We start from the raw sequence: 26,231 nt of genomic DNA, 5'->3' as shown, positions 1-26,231 counted from the left end.
GTGGGTGGAGGTTGAGGTTGGAGCTGAAATAAGGAAGGGCGGCAACTTGATTTCCTAGAGCCCGCCGTAAATGTCGGCATTCGGCGGGATTTGCATATTGGTGGCGACGTCCCGCCGCTCAATGATGATGCCCGGCGTGAGGGCGACGGTGCCACGGTCGGTGTTGTTTCCGCCAACCAGACGCCAGCCGGCCGCTGTGCAATAGTATTTCTTGTAGCCTGTGGCGCTGTTGGGGATCCACACCAGGTCACCTGTGGTGCTGTCACCCTGCTTGACCTGCGTCTGAAGGGTGCTGTTGCCCAGGGTGGTGCCGAGTGGATAGTTCACATCCACATAGTTCAGCCCGGGCAGGATGCCGTAGGAAGTGGGGTTCTTGCGGAGAGATCCCGTGAAGGTGAGCTTCAGATTGGAACTGGCGTTGCGGGTGATGTTGATCGCGTCCACGTGGTACACCGGCACATTGGCTGCATCGGCAGTTCCGGTTGTGGTGGTCCGCCATCCAGCCGGAGCGGTGTTGCTGTAGTACACCACTGTCAGTCCACCCTGGCCATCCGGCACCTCCACCGTATCGGCCGTGGCTGAGCTGGCCCCTGCCCGGAGACCGGCAGAGTTGGTCGCGCCAAAGAGGCTCGCGATGGTGTGGGCTGGACGCACCGCATAGGTGTCTCCAGGCCCGCAGAAGGCAGAGAGATCGTCCTCCGTGACCAATCCATGCTGGGTGAAAGAACTGACAGTGCTGGCCAGTCCCTTGTTGACCCCGCTGGTGATCTCCACCCAGTAGGCAACGTCTGGAGACAGTTGCACGGTGAAGTCCACGTCGTTGTCAGAGAGGGTATTGGTCGCGGAGCTTTCCAGCTTGCCGACCGCCACCGAGGTGCGCACAAAATTCGCACCAATGACCTTGGCGGAATTGGCGCGCACCGTGACCCGGTGGTATCCCGCAAGGTCACTGGCGACGATGTCCCCTGTTTGCCCCCAGGCGTGCGAGGAGAGGGGGATGGTGCTGGCGACGAGGAGGAGCGGGAGGAATTTCATGGAAATTTCCCGAGTATTAGCAGCCCTCGAAGAAACTGTCGAGACAGCTCAAATTATGTCGAATTGACATCAATTCTTTAACGTAGGATGCTATGAATGAGCTCGTTGCAATCGGGTCTCATCACTGCATTTGCGAGCCCGAATTCCCGCCATGTCCCCCGACTTCATCTCCCGTTCATTCAGGTTCCTGTGCGGTCGCCGTCCGGGCGCCTTGCCGGTTGTCGGTCGGAATGCAGCATTGGGAGCGGTCCTTTGCCTGACGCTCGCAGCCTTGTCAGGTGTGCATGCCTCGAACCCCGAGGAAAGTCCGGTGTATCTGAAGAAGGTTCGTCCGCTTCTCGATGCCCAATGTGTGAAATGTCACGGGCCGGAGAAACAAAAGGCCAACCTGAGGCTGGACACCCTCAAGGCCATGATGGAGGGAGGAGACAGCGGACCCGCCGTTGTGCCCGGTGATGTGGAAGGCTCGAACCTGATCGCCGCCATCTGCTACGAAGACGCCGACCTCCAGATGCCGCCCGACGGCAAGCTCGACGAGGAGCAGATCGAGATGTTGAAAAAGTGGGTGGGGGAGATGGGAGGATAGGGGGCTTCGTTTTGCGGGTTCGAGGTATAATAATTACGCTGGGTTTTTTGCGCGACTGATTCCGTCCCGCACGCGGGACGGTGCTCCAACCACGCCGCGGGCCTTCTCATGAGGCTTGGAAGTCCCTTTGCCCTGCTCGCAGGCAGCAGCCGCGAACAGCGCGACTTCCCATTCAGTGTACTAAAGACGTCCGCAGCACGGTTGGAGTACCGTCCCGCGTGCGGGACGGAATCAGTCGCAGGCATTGAAGTTTGCCCCTTACCCACTCATTTTCCGACACTGCTCATCATGCCTCCATCCTCGCAACCAAGCGCCACGAACCCTCTAGGCCACCTTCGGCCGGAGCTGGCGTGTCTGCACCTTTCCGCTGGCACCTGCCTGGGCCGGGGCATGCGCTGGCGCAGGCGTCATGACCAGTCCAATGGTCCCCCGGCGCACCACATGGTAGTGGTGCTGGCTCTTGTGGCACACGGTGGTCTCAAAGTAGAGGTCCATGGCGGCCTTCCGTTCTTCCTCAGAGTAGTCGTGCCAGTAGATCTCCCAGAGGCGGTGCTCCTCATCCACATGCACGTCGAAGCCCAGCTCGGCCGCTTCCTGCCCCATGCGGTGCAGAGTGCGGATAAGGCAGGCGGGCTTCATCATCATGAGCAGGCAGACATAAGCAGGCATCACCTTCACCTGCCGGTGCCACACGGCATCCCAGCATTCCGGGCTTACGCAGGTGTCGATCAGCGCGCCGTTTTTGTAGTGAACTCCCAGCCCGTGCACGGCCAGCTCATAGGTGTGCACCACATCGGAGAGGGTGCCATCGTGCACCGCGTTGCAGGTGATCTCTATGAGATGACCTTCCAGGCGGAATTTGAGTGCGTGTGGGTGCTGGGCATCGGGCACCAAGGAGGCCCCACGCTGAATCAGGGCCTGGCAGAGCTTCATCCGGTCCTCAGCCGTGCGCACCCAGAGGTCCACATCATGCACGGGCAGGCTCTTCTTGAGCAGGGGCTTAAAGGCACTCCCACAGAGAAATATCTCGCCGGAAAATCCGTGCGGAAGGAGAAAATGAAACAGCCGCTCAGCATGCGCTCTGACACGCCTTTTGAAGAGTTGGCAGAACATGGAAACTCGGACCCTCCGGTTTGATTTTTATAAACTTGGGCCGAAATTACCAATTTTTCAGCGAATCGGCAACAAGTATTTCGGAATTCTAAAATAAACCTCAATAATGAGGGGGATTTCTTAGAATTTGGAGAGTGAATTCTCAGGGTGCCGCATGAGTTTTTAAAGGATTTACCATATCGAGGTCGAGCAAAATCGACAGAGGACTCAAAAACTGGCTGAAATATTTTTATTCGCGTCCGAATTCGGGTGTTGTTTGAGGCCGTCTTGCCATGGGTAGTGGAATTTGGTATCCTCAAAACGATCACCAAAGAGGAGGCCACGGAGTGCACGAAGAAGCTGCCTCGGAGCCGGTTCGACGGGACTCAACACAGTCCAGCCTGGGCCTTTGCCCGGACTGTGTTCATGGTCGTTCCGTCCGCCAAAGAGGGGGAGGCCTTGGAGGTGCCGCTGTCGCTGCTGAGCCCGCGTTGCCAGACGCTTCCCTTTGTTTCCGAGGATGCCCCTTCTGGAAGACTTTGCGATTTTAGTTCATCGAACCCAATCCGCCGCCATGCAAACTTCTACCCTGCCAGCTTCGTCAACCGGGTCATCTGCCGCCATGCCGCCGGTGGATGAGAAAAAACTGAACGCCTTCGTGGGCAAGATGGTGGGGGACCTCGGGGCCGCTGCCAGTGGCGCCCTCGTATTGCTGGGGGACCGGCTCGGTCTCTATGCCGCCCTGGCCGGGCAGGGCCCTGCGACCTCCACCCAACTGGCGGAGCGCACCCAGTGCTACGAGCGTTATGTGCGCGAGTGGCTCGCCTGCCAGGCGGCCTCAGGCTACGTGGACTATGATTCTGCCACTGAGACTTTTTCCATGAACCCGGAGCAGGCCGCGGTGCTGGCGGACCCCAACAGCCCCGCGGCCATGGTCGGTGGCTACTTTGCGATGGCGTCCATCTACATCGATGAACCGCAGGTGGAGACTGCGTTTCGCACCGGGCGAGGTATTCCCTGGGGCGACCACCACAACTGCCTCTTCTGCGGAACGGAGCGCTTCTTCCGCCCAGGCTATGAGGCCAACATCGTACACCACTGGCTGCCTGCGCTGGATGGGGTGATTGCCAAGCTGGAGCGCGGGGCCCATGTGGCCGATGTCGGGTGTGGCTGGGGGGCTTCCACCTTCATCATGGCGCGGGCTTTCCCCAAGTCGAAGTTCACCGGCTTCGACCTGCATGCGGAATCGATCGAGGAATCGAATCGCAAGGCCCAGCATGCCGGGCTGGACAACCTCAAGTTCGCCGTAGCTTCGGCCAAGAATTTCACTGGGCATGAATACGACCTCGTCACGGTGTTCGATGCTCTGCACGACATGGGCGACCCCGTGGGAGTGGCCGCCCAGATCTGCCGGCACTTGAAGCCGGACGGTACCTGGATGCTGGTGGAGCCCATGGCGGGCGATTCACTTTCCGCGAACCTGAATCCCGTGGGCCGCGTGTTCTATGCCTTCTCCACCATGATTTGCACTCCCTGCGCCATGAGTCAGGGCTTGGGCGTCGCCCTGGGGGCCCAGGCCGGTGAGGCCCGCCTGCGCAAGGTGTTGGAGGAAGCCGGGTTCACCCGCATCCGCCGCGCCGCAGAGACGCCGTTCAACATGATCCTGGAAGCGCGCCCGTGAGATGAGGGAAAAGGGATAAGGGACTAAAGAGGGAAAAGGGGCAGTGTGCCGGTGGCAGCCTGCTAAACTGAGGTCTGGTGTCCGGCCGTCTGGTATCCGGATAGATCATTTTCAAATTTTGTGATTTTGATCTCGCGCCATCGCGGTTCAAAATGGCGGGATGCTGATGCCCCCGTCCGACACGCCTTCAGAGCCCGCTAGCCGCCGCGCTGCCCTTGCGATGCTGGGACGCCTTGGTCTGGCCGTAGGGGCGGGGGTGTCGATTCTGGGGTGCAAGAAGCGGGATCGTACCCAGCCGCAGCCGGATCCCGCCGCCCCTCTACTACCGGAGAAGAAGGGGGTGTTTGGCAAGGAGGCTCCCAAGCGGTCGAAGGTGGTGGTGTTCCTGGACTCGCTGGAGACCCCCATGCAAAACTTCCAGCAGGTGCTGACCGAGCGTCTCGTCCGGACCCGGGCCGGGGTGGATCTGGTGCAGATCATGGCCCTGGGAGACGTGCAACGTCAGATTGCCCAGATACGCACACAGGTTTCCCAAGGGGCCACGCATCTCTTCGTGTTCCCGGTGGATGCTCTGGCACTTGTGCCCGTCCTCACTGAATTGAAGGCCACTGGCGTCACCATCATCGCGTTTTCCAAGGACCTGCCGGAGAAGGCCTGCACCACCGCCCTCTTTGTGGACGAGGCCAAGATCGGTGAGATGGCCGGGAACTTTGTCGTCTCCGCCTTGCAGCAGAAGTCCGCGGAGGAGGGGCGGCCGGAGACCGTTGGCCGGGTGGTGCAGATCACCGGGCCGGAGGGCAATGCGTATTCCAAAGGGGTGTCCACCGCCTTTCAGGCCGCGCTCAAGAAAGCCCCCGGCGTGGTCCTGGTGCATGACGCCCCCGCCAACTGGGCGGCGGAAGAAGCCGGTTATCGGTTCAACGACGCTCTGCGCTTGCAGAAGCAGTTCGATGTCGTCTTCTGCCACAGCGATTTCATGGCCTTCGGCGCTGCCCGTGCGGCTCGTGCCGCCCAGCCGCCCGTTCGTGACTCCCTTCTGATCCTCGGACTCGATGGCAACCCTGGCAACGGCGGCGGCCTCAGCCTCGTGGTGAATTCAGAGATCGACGCCACCGTTCACGTCCCACCGCTGGTGGACTTCGCCTGGGACATCTGCGTGAAGATCCTCGACGACCCCGCCTACACGCCCAAGCCCCGCTACGAACTGCTCCCCGTGCTGGCCTCCGGCGACCTCGCCGCGACGCTCCAGAGTAAGGGTTCGCCCAAGCCGAGAATTTAGGGGGGAGACACCAGACTGCCAGACATCAGACTCCAGACATGAGGTCAGGGACCGGCTGATAGCGTAGCGCAGATTGGCAATCTGCTGTGCCGCAGATTGGCAATCGGCATCGTTCGCTGGATAGGAAGATCTGTATCCTCACACAAAGGCACGAAGGATTCATGAGGTTGGCCGAAGCTAGGCAGCCGAAACGGGTCAGCCAGTCCGAGTTGCAAGCTGCTTCACCTGAACGGGATCGCAGCATTTTCAGCCCCCTCCAACCTCTTCGCACTCAACTTCCCGGGCCTCAAAAAAATCTGAAAAAATCTCTGCCCTCTGTTTGACAAAAACCGCTTTCCGCCTATTCTTCCAATCCCTCGCCGACACGATCTGCGAACGACACAAGCACCCGTAGCTCAACGGATTAGAGCATCTGACTACGGATCAGAAGGTTTCAGGTTCGAATCCTGACGGGTGCGCTTTCTCTCTCCTGAAGAGAGAACATTTAAGACTCTTCGGACGAGTCATCGTTTCCCCCAAAGGTGGTGCTACTTTCCGATATTGCCTTTGCATCAAACGATCCTTCGGTTGAGAGGCGCAGGCATCAATAGCTGCTCCAATTTCGATGCGCTGAAGGCGCCGTCTGAGGCAAAGCTTGCTGACGAGGCTGCATCGGGTGAAAGTGTGAGTGAACCAAGTCATGCACGCCTTTCCAGACATTGACCGCCTCAAAGCTAGGCTCGATCAGCATCGACCTCTGGATCCGGCCATTGTCCGCAATTTGCGGGAGGATCTCATCGTCCGCTGGACTTACCATTCCAACGCCATCGAGGGCAACACGCTCACACTACAGGAAACCAAGGTGGCGCTTGAGGGGATTACGATTGGGGGCAAGACGCTCCGTGAGCATCTGGAAGCCGTGAATCACCGGAATGCCATCCTCTACCTTGAGGAACTCGTGCAGCAGAACGAACCGCTGAGCGAGTGGGGGATCAAGTCGATCCATCAGTTGATCCTGAAGGGGATCGATGACGACAATGCAGGGCGCTATCGCACGATCAACGTGCGTATTGCCGGCGCCAATCATCTGCTGCCTGATCAGGTCGTGGTGCCGGAGTTGATGGAGCGTTTCATCGCCTGGTATCAGACCGAGGCGATGAGTCTGCACCCCGTCGAGCGTGCCGCTCGGGTGCACAGCGATTTCGTGAAGAACCATCCCTTTGTGGATGGAAACGGGAGAACCTCACGGTTGCTCATGAACCTGGAGTTCATGAAGGCAGGCTTCCCGCCAGCCATCTTGCCCGTGGAGCGTCGCCTGGCCTACTATCAGGCGTTGGATGCAGACCACGTCCACGGCCAGCGGGAGGCTTTTGTGCAGATGGTGGCCACGATCGTGAGGGAAGGTTTCGGACCCTACTTTCACGCGTTGAGTCTGCCTTGGGTGGAGGTGTTCTGATTGAACTCTAAGAAGATAGGCTGTGCTTGCCAAGCCAAGTAAGTAATCGCAATCTCGTCTTGGAAAGAATGCTCCCGCTGCCCGGTTTGTGATTTCCCCGTCGTCAGTCAAGAGGCATTTAGTTGTTCTGCCCCGTTGCAGGTCAGTAGCCTCCGACGCGGTCCGTTTGCGAGTTGCCTCAAGAAGTAATACTGGCTATCGTGACGGCGATGGAAGTTCCGCCCCGCACATCTGCTGAGGAGCACCGCAAGTACTTCCCGGGGAAGATGATCCACTTGGGGGAGGGGCCGGCGTGGCAGAACATCCTTGTCGAGATTCATACGAGGCCGGCGGTGGGGAAGACGATGCTCATCCCTGCTGTGGCCGAGCCGCAACTGCACTGGCAGATTTCCGGCCATGTCGTTTGTGAAGACAGGGAGTTGGGGGGAGAATGGAACACGCATCTGGTGGAGCCAGGGGCTCTGTTCTTGATCACCTCACCGGACCCTTACGAGCTCCGTTGGAAGTCCACCGGACCGGACCCAATTGTGGTCATGCACGCCACGATCGGGCTCCCGCTTTTTGGGCGGGCTGCGAAAGAGCTCTTGGGGGCAAGTGCTAGAGCCCCTCAGTTGAAAGAGTTCAATGGCATCCGGGAACCCGTGATAGTCGCCTTCCTGGAGATGCTGCGGCAGGAGCTTTGCGAGCAAAAAGAGGCCAGCCCGTCGTTCGTGCAAGGGATCGCTCAGAGTCTGGCGACGCACCTCGTCCGAGCCTACCGGGACGATGAAAACCCGCGTCACCATCGTGCCACCTCACTTCCTGCGTTTCATTTGCACCGGGTTTTGAAGATGATGGAGGTGTCCTTGGATCAAGGAATCAACATTGGAGAACTGGCGGCGGCGATCAAGATGAGCGAGTCGCACTTTTCCCGCCTGTTCAAGGGCAATACCGGTTTCTCGCCCTCCCAGTATTTCATCCGTCTCAGAATGTCGAAATCGCAGGAGCTTCTACGCGATACCTCGAAGCCCATCATCGAGATCGGCATGGATGTAGGCTACACCAGCCCCAGCCATTTCGCCCATGTGTTTCGCAAGGAGACAGGGCTCAGCCCTCACGAATACCGGGAGAGGACGAAGATCGATGTGTCTCCAGACGATTTTAGCAGAATCGCGACAGGCTGAGCAGAACCGCGAGAGCAGGCGGGGGCTCAACGGGGTACCGTGGGCTCACCATGAAGAATCACCAAGATACGCCTTGCGCAACGCCGCCTCTGAAACCGCCGCACCACCCGCGTCGCGGATGGCGGAAATTGACGAACACCGTGATCGCCGCGCTGGGCTTTGCTTCAGCCGCTGCTGGCCCGGCCATGGCTCAATCGGAGGGCGAATGGGACAAAACATTCCCCAAGAGCGCAAAGGTCGATCATCGGAAGGTCTCATTTAAGAACCGCTATGGCATCACCTTGGTCGCAGACTTGTACCGGCCGAAGAACATTCGCGAGCAGCATTCGGCGGCAATCGCGGTGGGGGGCCCATTTGGCGCAGTAAAGGAGCAATCGTCTGGATTGTATGCGCAAACGATGGCGGAGCGCGGATTCGTCACCCTGGCCTTTGATCCCTCCTACACTGGAGAAAGCGGCGGCCAGCCTCGTCATGTCGCGTCACCGGACATCAATACCGAAGACTTCAGCGCCGCGGTGGACTTTCTCGGCTTGCAACCCGAGGTGGATCGCGAACGCATCGGGATCATCGGCATTTGCGGCTGGGGTGGCATGGCTCTGAACGCTGCGGCTGCGGACAAGCGCATCAAAGCCGTGGTGACCAGCACAATGTATGACATGACCCGAGTCATGTCCAGGGGGTACAACGACAGGGTGACCGTGGAAGAGCGCGCAAGAACCCTGGAGCAGCTCAGCCAGCAGCGCTGGAAGGATGCGGAAAAAGGGGGGGCCGGAGCTGGGCCCCCTCTTCAACGTGCTAAAAGGGGGAGAACCGCAGTTCATGGTGGACTACGCCGACTACTACAAGGAGCCGCGCGGATTCCATCCTAGGTCGATCAACTCAAACAGCTGATGGACCCTCACGAATCCGCTGTCCTTCATGAACATGCCGATACTGACTTACATCAAAGAAATATCGCCCCGTCCGATCCTCTTTATTCACGGGGAAAAGGCTCATTCACGCTACTTTAGCGAGACTGCCTATGAGGCGGCGGCGAAGCCGAAGGAACTCCTCATCATCAAAGGGGCGAACCACGTTGATCTGTATGACCAGGTAAAGGTGATCCCCTTTGACAGGATCGGAGAGTTCTTTGCCACGAACCTGAAATGATGCCCCGACGGCAGTTTCTGGGAGCATGCGGGTTGCGCTTGGTCTCAAGCTTGCAGGCCAGCATTCTTCCAGAGGACAATAACACACCCACCCGATCGGCCAGACCACTATTGTCACCTCTGGATTGGGCAGGACGCAGTGCGAAGGCGGGCCCCTAGAGGAGATCAGCCCTGGCGATGTGGTCTGGTCCCCACCCGGGGTGAGGCACTGGCACGGCACCAGTGCCAGCGATAGTCGTCCGGCCTCACCCCTTCTTTAACGCATGAAACTACCGACCGATGTATTTGCGCGGCTTCGGAATGGCGGAACCATTCCCGCTGATGACCCCGAGTTCGGCAAGCTTGTGGACGCCTCCTTTGCCACGCGGAAGCTACTGCTGCGATTGAACCAGTCCGCCGATCCCAACGAGATACGTCACCTTCTGAGCCAAATTACGGGTAACGAGATCGACGAAAGCACCGCCATCTTCCCGCCCTTCCACGTCAACTACGGCAGGCACACCAGGATCGGGAAGCGCGTCTTCATCAACTTCAACTGCGTCTTTCTCGACCTGGGAGGGATCACGATTGAGGACGACGTCTTCATCGCCCCTGGAGTGAGCTTGCTCACTGAAGGGCACCCGGTGTCGCCAGAAAACCGACACTCGCTCACTGCGGCACCCGTCCACATCAGAAAAAATGCGTGGATAGGCGCGAATGCCACCGTCATGCAAGGAGTCACCATCGGGGAAAACGCCGTTATCGCGGCCGGTGCGGTGGTGACCAGAGACGTTCCCGAAAACACGATTGTGGGTGGTGTTCCTGCCAGAGTTTTCAAGTCCATCGCATGAAACCGCCAGTCATCACCCTCCTTTCGACAATGCTCCTATCCATTGGCGTCCCAGCGGCGTGCCAAGGTGACCCGCCGCCGGTTGCCAAGATGGCGACGTGGAGCGAGACTGCCAATGCTAGAACAAACGTGAATGCAACTCGCATGAAGATCTGGATCGGAGGGAAGTCTTTTTCAGCCACATTCGCCGACCATCCTGCTGCATCCGCCTTCAAGGCCATGCTGCCTGCAAGCTTTGAAATGACTGAGCTGAACGGAAACGAAAAGCTCTTTCGACTGCCATCTTGGCTGCCTTCGAATGACGTGAACCCAAGAACAATCAAGGCGGGTGATCTGATGCTGTGGAATTCAAACACCCTGGTGCTCTTCTATGAGACCTTCCCGACCTCTTACAGTTACACAAGATTGGGGCGCATCGACAACGCTGGGGGACTCTCCGCTGTGGTCGGAAAGGGAGATGTCACCATCCGGTTTGAGTTGGAATAGGCAACCTCCGAAACGCAACTGCGTTAGTTTGATCTAGAACCCTGGCAATGTTCCGAAGGGGGCGCGTGCTTGGTTGACGACGAGGTCGCATGATCCGGAAGGGGCCAACTTCATGTGAAGAGCTTCCGGTGAAGCAGGATGGGCTGGATCTGCTGCGAGCGGAACCAGCCCTTTCTTGTTTTTGGGCGGCCGCCTCCTCCTCCTATTGGCTGCCCTCTGGGTACTCCTGCAAAGTGAAGACGCCTCCTGCTTGACCCGTCTACCCAGTCGGTCACAAAAACTTCTTGCCAGTCTCAATTCCCCGTGTGAATCTAGCGTCGTTATGAACGCGATGCTCTTCCCGTACTTCGGCGTCTCCTGGAACAATCCAGGGGTGGAGAGCTGCCTGATCGCTGATTGACTTGATTCCCTTTTCGAGATCCGTCCAGCCAGTTCCTCCACCAAAGCCAGTGAGCGGGTGGCAGACCGGACCAGATCGAAAGTGCAGGCATCTCGTCTAGGAAGGAACGCCCCCCCGCTGCCCCAAAACGGTCAGCGACCCTTTGTCAGTGTTCCTCTTCCGAAAGCCCCTTTCGGCATCCTCATCAGAATCCGCATCTCTATCTGTCTGCCCGTCTTCGTCCCAGTCTCCCGTCTTCGTTCGTCAGTTCCTGCTCACGCATTGCAACGCTTTTTCATAGCCCTCCACTCCCATGGAAAAATCATCCAGTGATTCATCGCCCTCCGATCCGGCCGCCTCTGATGCAGGGGCGCAGTCGGTCACCGATCCGGACTCATGTACCAGCCCGGACTCGGACTTGAAGTCCAAGTTCATGTCCACGCCTGAGTCCGAGGCGCAGCCTGGGGCCGGCACGACCTCCGGGCCCACATCTGCCCCTGCTGCTGCAGAGGCGGCTTCTGCTAAGACCAAGCCCAAGCAAGCTCCCGCGGCGCTGCTCTGGACCCTGATGCAGGGGTTCCGCAGCCAGTATGCGCTGGCCATTGCGGCGCTGCTGGTCTTCACCGTGATCAACTACCTCATCCCGCTGGTGGGCAGTGCGACGATCGACTTTGCCCTGAAGTCGGGTGTCTTGCCTGGAGTGACCCCGGCCAAGGCGGCACCGGAAGCGGTGCTCTCCACGGTGCTGATCTCTTGGATGGGGGGAGCGGATCTGGTGCGCCATCATCTCTGGCTGCCGGCTCTGGTCATGGTGGGGCTGACCGTGATCGCGGGCTTCTTCAGCTACCTGAAGGGGCGGTTTGCGGCCCAGGCCTCGGACGGCATTGCCCGGCGGCTCAAGGACCGGCTCTATGATCATCTGCAACGTCTCCCCACGCGCTATCATGACCACGCAGAGACGGGCGATCTGATCCAGCGCTGCACCTCCGATGTGGAGACGCTGCGGATGGCGCTCTCCACCCAGGTGGTGGACATCAGCAATGCCATCTTGATGTTGCTCACGGCGGTGCCCGTCATGCTGTTGCTCGATGGCCGGATGACGGCCATCTCGTTCGTGTTGGTGGTGCCGATTGTGCTCTTTGGCTACATCTATGTGGGCCGGGTGAAACACCTGTTCCGCGAGGTGGATGAGGCGGAAGGACAAGTGACGCGCGTGGTGCAGGAGAACCTGACCGGCCTACGGGTGGTGCGGGCCTTTGGGAGGCAGAGCTTCGAAATCAACAAGTTCGCCAAGCCGAACCAGCTCTACCGGGATCGGAGCCTGCGCCTGCTGCGCCTCATGGCGTGGTATTGGTCCACTTCTGACCTCATCGTGCTGATCCAGCAGGGGATCGTCCTCATTGCCGGAGCGTGGTTCATCTCCCAGGGCACGCTGACGGTGGGCACGCTGTTCGCCTTCATCATGTTCCTGAGCATGCTCCTCTGGCCGGTGCGCCAGATGGGCCGCACGCTCACGGATCTGGGCAAGGCCACGGTGGCGCTGAACCGCATGGGCGAGATCTTGAGCGAGGCGGAGGAAAGCAAGCCGGATCCTGTCGGAGTGCATCCTGATCCTTTCCAAGGTGGCATTGAGGCGCGGGATCTGGTGTTCGACCACGACGGCAAGAGCGCGGCGCTCAACGGCATCAGCTTCACGGTGCGACCAGGTGAAACCCTGGCGATCCTGGGGCCTTCGGGTTCAGGGAAATCAACCATCATGCACCTGCTGCTGCGGCTCTATGACTACCGCTCCGGCTCGATCCGCCTGGACGGGCAGGAGCTCACCACTCTGGACCGCCAGTGGGTACGCTCCCAGTTCAGCGTGGTGATGCAGGAGCCCTTCCTCTTCTCCAAGACGATCGGGGAGAACATCCGCCTGGGACGCGAAGGCGCGGCCAAGGAGGAGATCCAGGAAGCGGCGCGACTTGCAGACATCCACGATACGATCAACACCTTCTCCGCCGACTACGGCACTCTGGTGGGTGAGCGAGGCGTGACGCTCTCTGGCGGTCAGCGTCAACGCGTGGCCCTGGCCCGCGCCCTGCTGCGCGAGACGCCAGTGCTGCTGCTGGACGATGCCCTGAGCGCGGTGGATGCGGAGACCGAGACCAACATCCTGCACGCCCTGCGCAGCCGCCATGGACAGCGCACCACGCTGGTCATTGCCCACCGGCTCTCCACTCTGGCCCATGCCGACCGCGTGATCGTGCTCGACAAGGGCCGGATCATCCAGGAGGGGCGGCCGGAAGACCTCTTGAAGCAAGAGGGCCTCTACCGTCGCCTCTGGACCATTCAAAACGCCGCCCAGCAGGAGATCCTCGATGACGAGCGGCTCGCGGCGACCTCTACCGCCGCCCATTCTGACCTGGCCGCTGCCCAAGCTGCTGCCGCTCCGGCTTTAACCTCTGTCCCTGCCAGCCGATGAAAAACGAACCTCAGGAAGATGTCTTTAGTGAAAAGCTTGATCTCAAGCTCTGGGGGCGCGTGTTCCGACATGCGCTGCCCTACAAGAAATTGTTGACTCCTCTAGCCATTGCCGCGGTGGGCATTGCCCTCTGCGACGCGAGCTTCGCGCTCATCACCCGGTGGACGGTGGACGCCGTGGCCCAGCAGCAGCAGGTGAACCTGTGGCCCTATGCGACCGTGTACTTCGTGGCCGCCCTGGCGCTCTCCATCGGGGTCTGGATGTTCATCAATGCGGCGGGCGGGCTCTCCAACAACATGAGCCACGACATCCGGCAGGAGTGTTTCAAAAAGCTCCAGGAGCTGGAATTTGCCTACTTCGACCACCGGCCCACCGGATGGTTGATCTCGCGGCTGACCTCCGACTGCGACAAGCTGGCCCGCATCATCGCGTGGGGCACGCTGGACGTGCTCTGGGCGGTGTGCCTGGTGTTCATGATTGCCGTGGTGATGGTGGTCCTGCAACCGCTGCTAGGTCTGCTCGTTCTCTCAGTGGTGCCGCCGCTGGTGTGGGTGAGCGCCGTGTTTCAGAAGAAACTGCTGCTCAGCTCCCGCGAGACGCGGAAGTACAACTCCATGATCACGGCCTCCTACGCTGAGGAGTTGCAGGGGCTGCGCACCACGAAGTCTCTGGTGCGTGAGAACGAGAACCAGCGGGAGTTCGAGGTATTGTCGTCCCAGATGTATGGCGTCTCCATCCAGAATGCCCTGCAGTCAGCGGTGTACATTCCCATCGTGCTGACGTTGGGCAGCGTCGCAGCTGGCATCGCCCTATGGCGCGGCGGCGCGGACGTGATGAGCGGCACCCTGAGCCTGGGCACGCTGGTGGCGTTCATCTTCTACGCCGGGCAGTTCTTCAATCCCATCAACCAGATCGCGCAGACGCTCGTGCAGATGCAGGGCGCTCAGGCGGCGGGTGAGCGGGTGCTGAGCCTGCTGGCCACCGTGCCGGGGATCCTGGACCACGAGGAGGTGCGGGCCCGTCTGCATCTGTGGGATCGTCCCGACCGGCCTGTGGAGCTGGCGCCGGATGGCTACGAGCGGGAGATCCGCAGTGTGGCCTTTGACCATGTGGACTTCGCCTACCAGACAGGAGAGCCGGTGCTGAAGGACTTCAACCTCAAGGTGGAAGCCGGGCAGACCATTGCCCTCGTGGGGGCGAGTGGTGGGGGCAAGAGCACCATCGTGAACCTTGCCGCGCGATTCTATGAGCCAACGGGTGGACGCATTCTGGTGAACGGGCGGGACCTCCGCGATCGCAGCCTGGAGTGGTATCACTCCAACCTGGGCATCGTGCTCCAGGGGCCGCACCTGTTCAGCGGCAGCGTGCGTGAGAACATCCGCTACGGCAGGCTGGATGCGACCGATGCCGAGGTGGAGGCGGCCGCCCGCAGTGTGAATGCGGACAGCTTCATCCGAGCGCTGGAGAAGGGGTATGACACGGATGTGGGCGAGGGCGGGAATCGCCTTTCCACCGGTCAGAAGCAGCTCGTGTCCTTCGCACGGGCGCTGCTGTCGGATCCGCGCATCTTCATCATGGACGAGGCCACCTCATCCATCGACACGGAGACGGAGCAACTCATCCAGCAGGGGCTCAAGGCGATCTTTCACGGTCGCATCAGCTTTGTGATCGCCCACCGGCTCTCTACGATTCGTGGGGCGGACCGCATCCTGGTGATCGAGAAAGGAAGGATCCTGGAAAGCGGCACGCATGACGAGCTGATGGTCGCTCACGGGCACTACCATGCGCTCTACACGCAGCAGTTCAGGAATGAACAGGTGGAGCATATCCTCGATGCCGCGGTGGAGAAGTCAGTGCGTCAGTAAGCGGTGCGTCAGTGGTCAAGGTGTTGGGGCTGAAGCTGTAGGGAGTACAGGCTTCAGCCTGCGATGCTGGATGCTGGGGCGGGGCAGAGAGTGAGCGGGGCTGGGAGCCCCGCCTGCTTTTCCAAGGGCCTCAACTCTTCGTGCCTTCGTGTGAGAATACATCTTCTCCGCTCTTGCCATCCGTGCCGATTGCCAATCTGGGCTACGCCGTCGCTGGCCGGGCGGGCGTGTCCCAGCGCGAGCAACCTTTAAGGGCCGAACGAATCCTGATTCCGTCCCGCATGCGGGACGGTACTCCAACCCCGGCGCGGACCTGGACTCACCAGCTAGAGCATCCACCGCCCTGTTCACATTCGGCGTGCTCCAACACCCATCACTCCCAAACCACCCCCTTCTGATGTACTGACGCACTGCCCACTGACGCACTGGGCTCCGAAGGGACCAACTCCCATCTACCCAGCACGCCTAACCGCCCCACCGCTCCCATCTATCCCTGACCCTACCCCTGACTGCTAAGTTTCGCCCGCTGCGCCGCGATCTCCTTATATTGGAGCTGCTCCAGCTCGTTGATCTTGTGCCGGGCGTTGCCGCTGTGGCGGGTGCCGGGGAAATTACCAGCCACCTGCTCCAGGATGTCCTTCGCGGCATCGTAGTTCCGGGTGGCCATGTGGATGTCAGAGAGGCGGAACATCAGGAACGCTGCGTTCTCCTCCGTCCAGTCACGGTTTTCCAGGTTCTCCTGAATGACGTGCAGCGCCTGATCGGGCGCGTGGAGCTTTTCCGAGTAGATCTTGGCGATCTCAGACACCGGGAACGGATCCTCGGGTTTGTTGGCGATCATCTTCTCATACTCCTTGATCGCCCCGTGGTAGTCGCCCTTGGCCACCAGGGCCACGGCCTTCATGCTCTCATCCTGCTCCACTTCCTCGCCGGATGAGTACATCACCGTGCCGATCGCATCGCCGAACTTGGGAAGGACGACGGTCACGAAAAAAACACCACCCACAATCGCCAAAACGATGATGGAAATTAGAGGGTACATGGGATTGTCCTGCCATTCAGGAGTATTCCATTGTGCCATTACATAGAGAACTGCCAGAACGAACAAGGCACCGACACAGATATTGACAATGGTTCGCGAAGTCATGGTCAGGGGAATGCTGTTGAAAAAAAATTATCAGACCGATTACGGCTCGAAAAGGAAAACCTTCATCCAGAAGCGGCAATGCTGCGAATAACTGGATGAGAACGAAAAAAACCTAAAAATTGGGCCTTGCCACAATCGCTCCTTGCAAATCTGCGAACCTGATGTTTTTATAAGCCAGCCAGTATCATTTACTGGATGAAGATCCTTGCTGAGACGGAATATAACGACCTCTAGTTTTTTAATAATTTCAAAGCTTTCTAAAAATTATCTTGAGATTATTGGGATTAGGGTGTTGGTTATCAGAGACGCGGGCATAGCATAGTGGTAATGCGCTAGCCTTCCAAGCTAGCAAGACGGGTTCGATTCCCGTTGCCCGCTCCACTTCCGAACCGTTTAAAACGCTCAGAATCAGCAAGTTATGAAACTTCACCTGCTCCTCACAATGGCCCTCGCCGGGGCAATTTGCCCGGTTATGATGGCAGGCGACTTGACGGAATGTGACCGAGTTGCTGACAAGGTTCGATCAGATGTGGAAGTCGAACCTGCGAAAGTTCTTCTTATTGTTGAGGACGCAATGGTCAAGAATGAGGCTTGCGCTTGTGAGATTGTAAAGGCCGCCATCCTCGCCTCCCATGCCACGGATGAGCTGGTGAAGCAGATCATGCTCACTGCCACGAATGTGGCCCCCAACCGCTCCGCCTTGATCGCGGAATGTGCCAACGCCATGGTGGCCCAGCGGGCCGGCGGCAAGGAAGTGAAGCAGGTGATCGCGGTGCAGCCTGAGGTGCAGCCGGATTCTGACTACAAGGTGGCTCCTGCGGACATCCGGGGCATCTACCTCATCCAGCCTGCAGCAGGTGGGGTGGTCATCACGCAGGATAATCCAAAGCGTACCCCCCCGCCGCGGCGCAATCCGCTTTCCCCGTCGAAGGCCAAGCAGAAGTAAGATTCTCCCCGCGGGCATCAGACCCAACCTCCTATCAGGTTTTTTTGTCCCCGATTATTTAGCTCCGCACATTACGCATCAGGCATCTTGAGCCCGCACCCTCAGCTTCCTATGAAGGTCACCCTCGCCCTGTTCCCCCTGACAGCTCTGCTGTCACTGGCACCCGCCCTGCAGGGGCAGGGCTTGCTGGGTATCGGGCGCTCCACAGATTATCTGGACGAAATACCGCTGACCTTCAACGTCGGGGCCAGCGTGGGCTACGACCGGACGGAGTATGACTCCATGGGACTGGAAAATGAAGAATCCGCCTTCATCCAGGCAGGAGTGGGCCTCACCTATGCCAACAACACCGCGCCCACCAAGTGGAACGTGGGTGTGGACCTGGGCACGATTTATTACCTCGATGATTCGGTTCGAGGAGAGAATTACGACTACACTGCGCGCGTCGCCTTCAACGTCGCGCACCAGGTGAACCGTCGCCTCCAGGTGAGCAACAACCTCTACGTCACCTATGAGACGGAGCCGAACTACGGCATCGGCGTGACGACCGGCCGGCGGTCTGGCCAGTACCTCTACGGGTACAACAACACCTCCGTGGCCTACGCCTGGAGCGAGCGCGTGGCCACCACCACCGGCTACACCATCGACGGCATCATCTATACGGACGATGACACGGTGGCCGACTTCGAAGACCGCCTCAGCCACCTCATCAGCCAGCAGGTGAGTTATGCTCTGAACCGCACCACCAAGCTCACGGCCGAGTACCGCTTCCGCTACACGCGCTTCGCCAATGACCCCGCCACCGCCCTGGACGAGGAGGTGGCCAGCCCGGATTACATGAGCCACTACATCCTCGTGGGGGTGGACAAGGCCTGGAGCGAGCGCTCCTCCGGCAGCTTCCGCGCCGGGGTGGAGATGTATCAGAGTGACCGCTCAAACGAGACCGCGCCCTATATGGAAGGTGCCATCAACTACGCCCTCACCCGCCGCAGCAACCTGCGCTGGTATGCTCAGATGGGCTATGACGCCTCGGAGATGTCCCTCTACGACTCCCGCTACTCCTACCGCACCGGTGTGGTGGCCGGCTACCAGTTCACCCAGAGCCTGACCGGCAACTTCGGGCTGCACTATGTGCACAGTGACTTCGAGGGGAATCAGGAGATCGAATCTTCCTCCGAAGACGAAGTCAATGCCAGCCTCGGCTTCAGCTACAACTTCTGGAACAATCTGAGCCTGGACGCGAACTACAGCTACACCACGATCTCGTCGGACTCGTCCTTCCGCGAGTATGACCGGCACCGTGTGAGCGTCGGCCTGAACGCGGTGTTCTGAGCCACTCCCGCCCATGAACGCCGCATCCGGGCAGAGCCTCCCCCGCACTCTGCGGAAAGGTGGAGCCGCTGCGGCTGGTATGAGGTATGGTGCACTGCCGGACCCCTGTGCCACCGTCCCGGGAACGAGGGCCGGAGCTTTCTCAAATTGACCCCTTGCCATGAGCACGACGCCCAACCGTCTTGAGATCCAGCGCCACGCCCAGGACTACTGGCAGATCGTCCGCAACCGGCTTGGATTGATCTTTCTCGCCTTCCTCCTCGTCTTCAGCGTCGCGGCCATCATCACCTACATCATGCCGCGCAAGTACGTGGGCCGGGTGGAGATGGTCATCGAGCGGGTACAGAGTGATGCCCGCGTCATCGGCCACATGGGCGATGCCCTCGCCGTGTCCACCGACGGCTTCCTCAAGACCCAGTTCGAGATTCTCTCCAAGCGCAAAACCCTCGACCGGGTGGTGGACAAGCTCGACCTTGTGGCCCGGTGGAACGCCCCTAACAAGGCCGCCGCCGCCGGCAAGCTCATGGGGAATCTGGAGCCCCAGAGCAGCATGAAGAGTGACTTCATCACGCTGGAGTACTTCGACGAGGACGCCAAGCTGGCCGCAGACATCGCCAACTCGATCGCAGAGAGTTACAAGGAAACCCGGCTGGCGCTCGACAACGAGCGCACGGACAAGGCGCTGGCCCAGATCACCGCCCAGATCACTGCGAAGGAAGAGCAGGCCACCCAGGCGCTTGCCAAGGTGCTGGATATCAAGAAGCGTCTCGGCATCGTGGAGATGCCCGGCTCCGTGGGCCGCGCCGCCAACCAGGATGACGTCTCCACGCCGGAGAGCAGCTCCCTGGTGGACACCATCAAGGACGTCAGCAGAATCCAGCGCGAGATCCGCGACATGACCGCGCAGATTGAGCAACTCCGCTCCCTGCAAGGGGATGACCTCATCCGCCAGGCGGGTGAGCTGCGGGTGGAGAACGAGACCATCAAGAAACTCGGCCCCACCTACCAGGACCTCCTGATCTCGCAGAAAAACTTGGGCAATGCCGGTCTCGGCCCCAAGCACCCCACCATGAAGGGCATTGCCGACTCCATCCTGCAGACCCGGGGCATGCTGCTGGAGGCGGCGGAGGACTATCGCAAGAACCTCACCTTCCGCGTGGAGACTGCGCAGAAGCAGCTCACCGAGGCCGAGCGCATGCGGGACAATCAGAAGGACACCTCCATCCAGGCCCAGACAGATCACCAGGAGTTCCTCGCCGCCCAGCGGGAATGGGAGATTCTCCGCCAGGACGTCACCCGTCTGAAGGACACGCTTTCGCAGAAGCAGATCGACCAGCAGATGACCAAGACCCCTGTGACCGTGTACCAGGCAGCGGAGCCCGGATCGGCACCGGTGAAGCCCAATGTGCGCCTGCACCTGCTCCTTGGCGGAGTGGTCGGCCTGCTCTGCGGCCTCGGTTTGGCCTTCTTCCTTGAGTACCTCGACACCAGTGTGAAGAGCATGGATGAGGTCGAGTCCATCATGGGCGTGCCCGTGCTGGCCGTGATCCCCAAAGGCGTGGGCATCCTGCACCGCTCCAGCGGCGTCACGCCCGATGCCGAGGCCTACCGCATCCTGCGCACGAACATCGAGTTCAACCGCAAGGACATGAGTGCCAACTGCATCAGCGTGGTCAGCGGCAGCCCCGGTGAAGGCAAGAGCACCACCATGGTGAACCTCGCCACCGTCTGTGCCCAGGCGGGATACACCACCCTGATCATCGATGCAGACATGCGCCGCCCCCGCCAGCACACCTTCTTTGATGTGCCGCACAACTTTGGCCTCAGCAACTACCTCACCGGAAACGTGCCTCTGGAGGAAGTGGTGGTGCAGACTCAGGTGGACAATCTCTACCTCCTGCCCAGCGGCATCATGCCCGCCGACTGCGCGAGCCTGTTGAACTCCCAGAAGTTCACGGATCTCATCGCGGACATGAAGAGCCGCTTTGACCTCGTGCTCATCGACTCCCCGCCCATTCTCGGCGTCAGCGATGCCAGCGTGCTCTCGGCAGAGGCCGACATGACCCTCATCGTCGTGCAGCACCGCAAGATCCCACGACACATCCTCGGCCGTGTGAAGCAGGCCATTGAGCAGGTCGGCGGCTCTATCGTCGGCGTCGCGCTCAACCGCGTGGACATCCGCAGCGACAGCAACTACAGCTACCAGACCACGTACTACGGCTACTACCACAACACGCCCAACTACGACGATGCCCCCAAGGGCACACGCCAGACTTCTTCAAGGAAACAACGCAAGGCCAAGGATGCATCCGAGCCCCGGAGCCAACGTGGCAACACTGGTGGCGACGATGTGTTCTAAGCCAAGGCCAAGGTCCACCCTGAAAGGATTCCCGTTTATGAGCACGTCCACTTTCCGAGCCCTCCTCATCGGCCTCCTCAGCAGCCTGATGCTGGGGCAGGCCATGGCCCAGCAGACGACCGAGTCCGTCCTGCGCATCGGAGACAGCATCGTCATCAAACTCTCCGGCGTGCCCGCAGAGGAGATCTCTGTTGTTTCCAACAGCTATGACATCGCCGACAACGGCTCCATCAATCTTCCGTACATCGGCGAGATGAAAGCGGCTGGTGTGCGTCCCTCGACTCTGCAGAAGAACATCGAGTCCGCGTACAAGCACGCCGAGATCTTCACGCACCCTACCATCCAGGTCACGCCCAACCGCGAAGCCGCCACCCAGGTCATTTATGTCAGCGGTGAAGTGCGTGCCCCCGGTCGCATCGGCCTCACTCCCGGCATGACCATCCACGACGCCATCACCAGCGCCGGCGGCCCCACCGAATTCGCCGGCATGAAGAAGGTGAAGTTCACCCGCGGCGGCCAGACCCGCGAGCTCGACCTCCGTCGTGCTGATGGTGCCGAGGCCGCCATCCAGGCTCAGCCAGGTGACCGGATCCATGTGCCGCAGTGAGCTGCGCTGGTTGAGACGCTGCGCTGGTTGAGGAGACCCGCGTAGCGCAGATTGGCAATCTGCTGTGCCACCGATTGGCAATCGGTATCAGTGGACTCCGAGCCGAAACCTATTCATCCACCCGCGCGCTGCCGCCAGCAGGGTTGGAGTTTCGCTTTTAAGCGGTCAGTCCGCGCTTCCCCGGACACCGCCCCACCAACTTCCTTCTATCCAAACGACGGCCTGTTGGGTAAAAACGATCCGCCGTCTCTCAGCGGTTCACCCTATGAATCTTCCACCTGCAGAAAGCGGCAGCGAAAACCGCAGGCCCAAATCCTTCTGGTCCCGCGTGGAAGCCGCGGGCGACACCATGGAGCTGGGCATGCGGGCCTTCCTCGGCTTCTTCTTCGCTATCGTGCTCTCCAGCGGCGCAGGCTACTTGGGCGGCGAGGTCTGGGTTGGCGTTGGCGTCATCCTCGCCATCCTGACCTTCCCCTTCGCCTTCTTGATCGGCTTCTTCTGGCTCGAAGTGAAGTTCGCCCTGCAACTCCTCATCCGGTTTGTCATCCGGTCTATCGTTGACGGGTGATCGTCGCTTCAGGTGCTCCGTGCAGTTTCCAATAACCGACATCTATCCCGGCCCAATCCCGGCCCTAATACGGCACCAACGGATGAACCCTCCACCTCTTCCCAAGCCGCACACCTCATCCATGGTCTTGAGGCTCGCCGTCCTGTCGGCCTCTGTTGTGGCCGCGCTTGCTGTGACCAGTCTGCTCACTCTGGTGTGGGATTTCAGTTTGGACCATAGATCTGCACGGCTGTTGTACCCGCCCTCCTTGATCTGGGGCATCTGCCTCTTTGAAGGCGTTGTCGGGCTGGGTCTGGCCTGGTGGGAGCTTCGCAAGAGACCTGCGTTTTCCGTGGTCATCTATCCAATCCTGGCCGTCCTCCTTGCCCTTGGATGCTGGGGCTTCACCAAGTTCATGACCTACGACTATGCCCTGGCGAGGGACAACCCTCTTCTCAAGACTCGACAACTGTAGGGCCCGCGGTCGAATCTCTTCAGCCGGCGCTACTTTGGTTTTGGCAAGCTCCCGAAGCTGGCAGATGAAGATGCCATCTAAGGTGGAAGAACTTCATCTTGGCCGGAGTAGAGTCGCTCAGCTTCGTGGCACAGATTGCCGGAGTGAAGCATGCATGTTTCTCACACGAGGGCACAAAGGCACGAAGGGTTGAAAGGACTTCAGCAGGGCGGTGAGGAGTCCTTAGTCTCAGAAGAGGTCCGCGCCGGGGTGGGAGTACCGTCCCGCATGCGGGACCAATGCCATCAGGGAAAAGGGGAGAGGTCGAGCATCTCCCTTTTGTGAAAGTATTGAGGGCCGAAGGTCCGGCATCATTGCAGCCTTGGGCAACGCCCAAGGCAGGCGCTCGTTTTAGATGTTGAGGGCTGTAGGCCCGACGTCATTCAGGGATGCTCGTCATAGGCAGATTTGATGACACCGGGCCTACAGCCCTCAAGGGTAGTTTGGCCATCTATCCCTGGGGCGTTGCCCCAGGCTGGTATGAACCCGGACCTTCGGCCCTTCTGAAAGGGGCTCACCAGTTACAGTCGTGGCGGTTGCACCATCGCGGCTCCGAGGCGCGCCAAGGCAAAACAGCAAGACGATGCGTTTTCCCTGATGGCATTGGCTTTTAAGCGGAATCACTCCTCACGCGTCCCATGGCGTGAATCCTTCCCAGGACTTCCTGGCAACCACCAACTGGTCGCCCGCATCCACCGCGGGCAATATCAAGGACATTCGCATCCTGATTCCGCTTAAAAGCGGTACTCCAACCCTGCTGCGAAGCGGGGGTGATGGTTTGGCTGTGCCAATCGGGGAGGAGCCCGATGGAGCAGGCTGGCTCCAGCGTAGCGCAGATTGGCAATCTGCTGTGCCGCCGATTGGCAATCGGCAACCGTCGCCGGAGTGGTTGAGTTTCATGCCCACACAACGCCCCAATGCCTTCTAAACACGTGTTTTTCCGTTACAGCGCCTCATCCGTTGCAGCTCTATTGGTGGTTGATATTTAAATTGCTCATTCCACCTTCCGCACCCTGGCGCAGTCCCGCATGCGAGACTGCACTCCATCTTACTTTCCAACTCCCGTTTCCCATAGCCAGTCGATGAGTTCGCCAGCTCGTTCTGAATCTCTTCCTCCCAGACCCGCTTCCCATCGTTGGGTGATCGGAATCTTTGGGTTCATGACCTTCGTGTTTATTCTGATTCTATTTCGTGCTTTCTTGGACAAATCCTTCGGTCAGTTTCTGAGGCTGCCGCCTCTGTTTGCGTCAACAATCGTAGTCATCGTTGCGATCTTCTCTATGTGCTGTGGAGGTCGCCGTCGATGGGTCTACTATTTGAATTCGGCGGTGCTGATGTTCTTTGTCGTGAGGAGCAATCAGCTAGTCTACCTCTTTGCATCCTTCCGGCTGTCACATCCCCCGAGGAAATTCCCTTCTCTTTTTGGGACATGCTTTTCCATTTCACCGCTGCCTTCCTGATCATCCTCCTGGCATGGCGCTTCATCCTGGGGCGTCCCAGTCGGCGTTACTTTGGTTTTGGCAAGTCCCCAGAACTTGCAGATGAAGTTGCCGTCTAAGGTGGAAGAATCTTCCCGGTTTTTGAATCTCAGAATTTCCGGTGTCATGTCATTGACCTCACGTCATTCGGCATGGAGTGTTTAATCGACAGATGGTCAAATCCACCTTTGGTTGTCATGCGTATTGATCCTGCTGAAGTCTTTGCCTCGACCGTCGCCTCCTTGCCGGTACGTTTGTTGCTTGCGTGGGGCGTTGGCACCCTGGGGGCTTTCACGCCACTCCTGCTTGCACATGGCCTCAAGTCCTTTGCGGCCATCGGATGGCAGGCGCTGTTCTTCCCCATCTACCTGTTCTTCACGGCCATGATCAGTGGTTGGTGGGGGTTCGTTGCTGTACCCCTCGTTGTCGTCTTTGGTTGGAAAGTGCTGGTATTCTTGAGAGGTGAAGGGGGGAGGCGCGGATCTGTGCTGGATCTTCCTTTTGCCCTTCCTCATCACCATCCGCACTAGCGGGTCCGCGTGGCCTTTCGCCGCCGTCGGCGCTGGCATTGCCATCTTCTTCGTCGTGAGACATCAGCGTCAATACAGCGTACAATCCTGGTAGCGCCTTATGAGCCATTGCATCCACACTCTGCTAGCCCTCTGCCTCCTTGCGGTCCAAGCCGTGGCCAATCCCATGGTGTATGACGACGGCAAGCTCTCCTCGACCATGATCCACGAGGAGGTCACGATTGCCGTTAAAGCAGGGAAGTCGCAGGTGAAAGGCGTCTACCGATTCAAGCTGGAGACCACGAGCACCGAAGAGAAAGTTTCAAAGGACACGCTCGTCAAGATCCTCGTTCCCGTGTTTGAACCGCCCCAGCAGGGGGCACATTCTGCTGTGGATCCCTCCATCACCGTCGGGAAGCGTATCTATCGGGCAAAGAAGTGGAACGGTCTCTCCATCCCGCCGCCAGATTGGTATCTGCAGACCTACGTCTGCGAGGTGCCGTTGCGATATCTCGGCAACGAGTTCGAGGCGACCCTGTCCTATACGCAGCCCCACTTTGATGGAGTCATCGTACGGTATTTCCCCATCCGGCCTCCGCTGGATAGCCAGGCTGGCCGTATTGTTTTCATCGCGGACGAGGGCCGGGCCTTGCGCGCGAAGTCACGCTGGTCCTGGTTGAACAGAGCCAGGAGCAGGCTCCAGTTCACGCCCAGGGATCGGGTGTTGATTCAGGTGCGGTCAGAACCGGCGTCTTGATTCAACTCTTGCTGGTTCTAGGAGTAAAAGTGACACTGGCGTCCCGCCGGAGTGGCGAATGCATTTTTTCACACGAAGGCGCGAAGGCACGAAGGGTAGCAAGGGCTTCAGCAGGGTGGGGTGGGTTCCTTTGTCCCAGTGGATATTCGCGCCGGGGTTGGAGTACCGCTTTTAAGCGGAATCACGCCCCGCACGTCTCATGGCGTAAATCCCGCCCAAGATTCCCAAGCCATCGCTGGCCCGTCGGGAGCGACTCACCGGGAGCGCTATCAAGGGTCACTCGCTTCCTGATTCCGCTTAAAAGCCAATGCCATCAGGGAATAGATAGCCTTGCTGATTTGCGTTGGTGAGCCTCGGAGCCGCGATGGCGCATCCGCCACGACTGTAACTGGTGAGCCCCTTTCAGAAGGGCCGAAGGTCCGGGTTCAATACTTTCACAAAAGGGAGATGCTCGACCTCTCCACTTTTCCCTGATGGCATTGGTCCCGCATGCGGGACGGTACTCCAACCCTGCTGCGGAGCGGGGGCGGTGATTTGGCTGTGCCAGGCGAGGAGGAGCGCGATTGGGGGCAGGGGCGCTGGCGACCGCGTAG

Annotated in this window: 21 protein-coding genes, 2 tRNA genes and 2 pseudogenes; 22 read left to right on the top strand and 3 right to left on the bottom strand. The window is 59.5% G+C overall.

Annotated elements, in window-relative coordinates; translation table 11 throughout:
• Positions 1 to 54: 54 nt before the first annotated feature.
• Positions 55 to 1,035: a hypothetical protein gene (locus BV034_RS28235; RefSeq protein WP_050030295.1), complete on the bottom strand. Its 981-nt coding sequence runs from the start codon at positions 1,033 to 1,035 to the stop codon at positions 55 to 57.
• Between the two features lie 151 nt (positions 1,036 to 1,186).
• On the opposite strand from BV034_RS28235, the gene BV034_RS28230 reads away from it, so the two are divergent.
• A complete protein-coding gene (locus tag BV034_RS28230) occupies positions 1,187 to 1,621 on the top strand; it encodes a c-type cytochrome domain-containing protein (RefSeq protein WP_050030294.1) in 435 nt (144 codons plus the stop codon).
• A gap of 324 nt (positions 1,622 to 1,945) precedes the next feature.
• On the opposite strand, the gene BV034_RS28225 is transcribed toward BV034_RS28230, so the two are convergent.
• A complete protein-coding gene (locus BV034_RS28225; protein WP_050030293.1) occupies positions 1,946 to 2,734 on the bottom strand; it encodes a hypothetical protein in 789 nt (262 codons plus the stop codon).
• 553 nt (positions 2,735 to 3,287) lie between these two features.
• Between BV034_RS28225 and BV034_RS28215 the strand changes: the two genes are divergently transcribed.
• The 11 genes and pseudogenes from BV034_RS28215 (at position 3,288) to BV034_RS28170 (ending at position 15,442) form a co-directional block, all read left to right on the top strand.
• Positions 3,288 to 4,394: a class I SAM-dependent methyltransferase gene (locus tag BV034_RS28215; RefSeq protein WP_265593563.1), complete on the top strand. Its 1,107-nt coding sequence runs from the start codon at positions 3,288 to 3,290 to the stop codon at positions 4,392 to 4,394.
• A gap of 160 nt (positions 4,395 to 4,554) precedes the next feature.
• Entirely contained in the window at positions 4,555 to 5,673 is a 1,119-nt protein-coding gene (locus tag BV034_RS28210; RefSeq protein ID WP_050030290.1) for a substrate-binding domain-containing protein, read from the top strand.
• 384 nt (positions 5,674 to 6,057) lie between these two features.
• Positions 6,058 to 6,131 (top strand) — tRNA-Arg (locus BV034_RS28205).
• Positions 6,132 to 6,352: 221 nt separating this feature from the next.
• A complete protein-coding gene (locus BV034_RS28200) occupies positions 6,353 to 7,108 on the top strand; it encodes a Fic family protein (RefSeq protein ID WP_050030359.1) in 756 nt (251 codons plus the stop codon).
• Positions 7,109 to 7,317: 209 nt separating this feature from the next.
• Positions 7,318 to 8,271: an AraC family transcriptional regulator gene (locus tag BV034_RS28195; protein WP_050030289.1), complete on the top strand. Its 954-nt coding sequence runs from the start codon at positions 7,318 to 7,320 to the stop codon at positions 8,269 to 8,271.
• Positions 8,272 to 8,360: 89 nt separating this feature from the next.
• Positions 8,361 to 9,420 (top strand): annotated as a pseudogene (locus tag BV034_RS28190) (alpha/beta hydrolase).
• Between the two features lie 82 nt (positions 9,421 to 9,502).
• Positions 9,503 to 9,649, top strand: a pseudogene (locus BV034_RS36905) (cupin domain-containing protein); the annotation flags it as partial.
• Positions 9,650 to 9,682: 33 nt separating this feature from the next.
• Positions 9,683 to 10,249, top strand: coding sequence for a sugar O-acetyltransferase (locus BV034_RS28185; RefSeq protein WP_050030288.1), 567 nt, complete (start codon positions 9,683 to 9,685; stop codon positions 10,247 to 10,249).
• Positions 10,250 to 10,392: 143 nt separating this feature from the next.
• On the top strand, positions 10,393 to 10,734 hold the full coding sequence (locus BV034_RS28180) for a cyclophilin-like fold protein (protein WP_050030287.1): 342 nt from the start codon (positions 10,393 to 10,395) through the stop codon (positions 10,732 to 10,734).
• Positions 10,735 to 11,426: 692 nt separating this feature from the next.
• Entirely contained in the window at positions 11,427 to 13,577 is a 2,151-nt protein-coding gene (locus BV034_RS28175) for an ABC transporter ATP-binding protein (protein WP_050030286.1), read from the top strand.
• Positions 13,574 to 15,442: an ABC transporter ATP-binding protein gene (locus BV034_RS28170; RefSeq protein WP_050030285.1), complete on the top strand. Its 1,869-nt coding sequence runs from the start codon at positions 13,574 to 13,576 to the stop codon at positions 15,440 to 15,442. Before BV034_RS28175 ends, BV034_RS28170 begins: the two co-directional genes overlap by 4 nt.
• Before the next feature lie 499 nt (positions 15,443 to 15,941).
• Here BV034_RS28170 and BV034_RS28165 read toward each other — a convergent pair whose 3' ends face one another.
• Complete coding sequence (locus BV034_RS28165) at positions 15,942 to 16,589, bottom strand: tetratricopeptide repeat protein (protein ID WP_265593560.1); 648 nt, start codon at positions 16,587 to 16,589, stop codon at positions 15,942 to 15,944.
• Positions 16,590 to 16,896: 307 nt separating this feature from the next.
• Here BV034_RS28165 and BV034_RS28160 point away from each other — a divergent pair.
• The 10 genes from BV034_RS28160 (at position 16,897) to BV034_RS28115 (ending at position 25,638) form a co-directional block, all read left to right on the top strand.
• Positions 16,897 to 16,970, top strand: a tRNA-Gly gene (locus BV034_RS28160).
• Positions 16,971 to 17,007: 37 nt separating this feature from the next.
• Positions 17,008 to 17,535 (top strand): hypothetical protein, encoded by a 528-nt coding sequence (locus tag BV034_RS28155; protein ID WP_265593559.1) that lies wholly within the window; start codon positions 17,008 to 17,010, stop codon positions 17,533 to 17,535.
• 111 nt (positions 17,536 to 17,646) lie between these two features.
• Positions 17,647 to 18,867, top strand: a complete 1,221-nt coding sequence (locus tag BV034_RS28150) for an outer membrane beta-barrel protein (RefSeq protein ID WP_050030282.1) — start codon at positions 17,647 to 17,649, stop codon at positions 18,865 to 18,867.
• A gap of 160 nt (positions 18,868 to 19,027) precedes the next feature.
• Positions 19,028 to 21,226 (top strand): polysaccharide biosynthesis tyrosine autokinase, encoded by a 2,199-nt coding sequence (locus BV034_RS28145; RefSeq protein WP_050030281.1) that lies wholly within the window; start codon positions 19,028 to 19,030, stop codon positions 21,224 to 21,226.
• A 37-nt stretch (positions 21,227 to 21,263) separates the two neighbouring features.
• On the top strand, positions 21,264 to 21,833 hold the full coding sequence (locus tag BV034_RS28140) for a polysaccharide biosynthesis/export family protein (protein ID WP_050030280.1): 570 nt from the start codon (positions 21,264 to 21,266) through the stop codon (positions 21,831 to 21,833).
• A gap of 265 nt (positions 21,834 to 22,098) precedes the next feature.
• Entirely contained in the window at positions 22,099 to 22,401 is a 303-nt protein-coding gene (locus BV034_RS28135) for a hypothetical protein (RefSeq protein ID WP_050030279.1), read from the top strand.
• Positions 22,402 to 22,483: 82 nt separating this feature from the next.
• Positions 22,484 to 22,855, top strand: a complete 372-nt coding sequence (locus tag BV034_RS28130) for a hypothetical protein (RefSeq protein ID WP_265593558.1) — start codon at positions 22,484 to 22,486, stop codon at positions 22,853 to 22,855.
• Between the two features lie 1,468 nt (positions 22,856 to 24,323).
• Entirely contained in the window at positions 24,324 to 24,452 is a 129-nt protein-coding gene (locus tag BV034_RS36525) for a hypothetical protein (RefSeq protein WP_265593557.1), read from the top strand.
• 117 nt (positions 24,453 to 24,569) lie between these two features.
• Positions 24,570 to 24,902, top strand: coding sequence for a hypothetical protein (locus BV034_RS28120; protein ID WP_050030276.1), 333 nt, complete (start codon positions 24,570 to 24,572; stop codon positions 24,900 to 24,902).
• Between the two features lie 100 nt (positions 24,903 to 25,002).
• Positions 25,003 to 25,638, top strand: coding sequence for a hypothetical protein (locus BV034_RS28115; RefSeq protein ID WP_050030275.1), 636 nt, complete (start codon positions 25,003 to 25,005; stop codon positions 25,636 to 25,638).
• Positions 25,639 to 26,231: the final 593 nt, after the last annotated feature.

The organism is Verrucomicrobium sp. BvORR034 (assembly GCF_000739635.1).
Lineage (GTDB): Bacteria > Verrucomicrobiota > Verrucomicrobiia > Verrucomicrobiales > Verrucomicrobiaceae > Verrucomicrobium.
This window is presented reverse-complemented; position numbering and strand designations above follow the sequence as displayed.

Bases quoted from the DNA above. Each gene is read 5' to 3' on its own strand.
- BV034_RS28235 (WP_050030295.1), bottom strand. From the start codon at position 1,035: ATGAAATTCCTCCCGCTCCTCCTCGTCGCCAGCACCATCCCCCTCTCC.
- BV034_RS28230 (WP_050030294.1), top strand. From the start codon at position 1,187: ATGTCCCCCGACTTCATCTCCCGTTCATTCAGGTTCCTGTGCGGTCGC.
- BV034_RS28225 (WP_050030293.1), bottom strand. From the start codon at position 2,734: ATGTTCTGCCAACTCTTCAAAAGGCGTGTCAGAGCGCATGCTGAGCGG.
- BV034_RS28215 (WP_265593563.1), top strand. From the start codon at position 3,288: ATGCAAACTTCTACCCTGCCAGCTTCGTCAACCGGGTCATCTGCCGCC.
- BV034_RS28210 (WP_050030290.1), top strand. From the start codon at position 4,555: ATGCTGATGCCCCCGTCCGACACGCCTTCAGAGCCCGCTAGCCGCCGC.
- BV034_RS28200 (WP_050030359.1), top strand. From the start codon at position 6,353: ATGCACGCCTTTCCAGACATTGACCGCCTCAAAGCTAGGCTCGATCAG.
- BV034_RS28195 (WP_050030289.1), top strand. From the start codon at position 7,318: ATGGAAGTTCCGCCCCGCACATCTGCTGAGGAGCACCGCAAGTACTTC.
- BV034_RS28185 (WP_050030288.1), top strand. From the start codon at position 9,683: ATGAAACTACCGACCGATGTATTTGCGCGGCTTCGGAATGGCGGAACC.
- BV034_RS28180 (WP_050030287.1), top strand. From the start codon at position 10,393: ATGAAGATCTGGATCGGAGGGAAGTCTTTTTCAGCCACATTCGCCGAC.
- BV034_RS28175 (WP_050030286.1), top strand. From the start codon at position 11,427: ATGGAAAAATCATCCAGTGATTCATCGCCCTCCGATCCGGCCGCCTCT.
- BV034_RS28170 (WP_050030285.1), top strand. From the start codon at position 13,574: ATGAAAAACGAACCTCAGGAAGATGTCTTTAGTGAAAAGCTTGATCTC.
- BV034_RS28165 (WP_265593560.1), bottom strand. From the start codon at position 16,589: ATGACTTCGCGAACCATTGTCAATATCTGTGTCGGTGCCTTGTTCGTT.
- BV034_RS28155 (WP_265593559.1), top strand. From the start codon at position 17,008: ATGAAACTTCACCTGCTCCTCACAATGGCCCTCGCCGGGGCAATTTGC.
- BV034_RS28150 (WP_050030282.1), top strand. From the start codon at position 17,647: ATGAAGGTCACCCTCGCCCTGTTCCCCCTGACAGCTCTGCTGTCACTG.
- BV034_RS28145 (WP_050030281.1), top strand. From the start codon at position 19,028: ATGAGCACGACGCCCAACCGTCTTGAGATCCAGCGCCACGCCCAGGAC.
- BV034_RS28140 (WP_050030280.1), top strand. From the start codon at position 21,264: ATGAGCACGTCCACTTTCCGAGCCCTCCTCATCGGCCTCCTCAGCAGC.
- BV034_RS28135 (WP_050030279.1), top strand. From the start codon at position 22,099: ATGAATCTTCCACCTGCAGAAAGCGGCAGCGAAAACCGCAGGCCCAAA.
- BV034_RS28130 (WP_265593558.1), top strand. From the start codon at position 22,484: ATGAACCCTCCACCTCTTCCCAAGCCGCACACCTCATCCATGGTCTTG.
- BV034_RS36525 (WP_265593557.1), top strand. From the start codon at position 24,324: ATGCTTTTCCATTTCACCGCTGCCTTCCTGATCATCCTCCTGGCATGG.
- BV034_RS28120 (WP_050030276.1), top strand. From the start codon at position 24,570: ATGCGTATTGATCCTGCTGAAGTCTTTGCCTCGACCGTCGCCTCCTTG.
- BV034_RS28115 (WP_050030275.1), top strand. From the start codon at position 25,003: ATGAGCCATTGCATCCACACTCTGCTAGCCCTCTGCCTCCTTGCGGTC.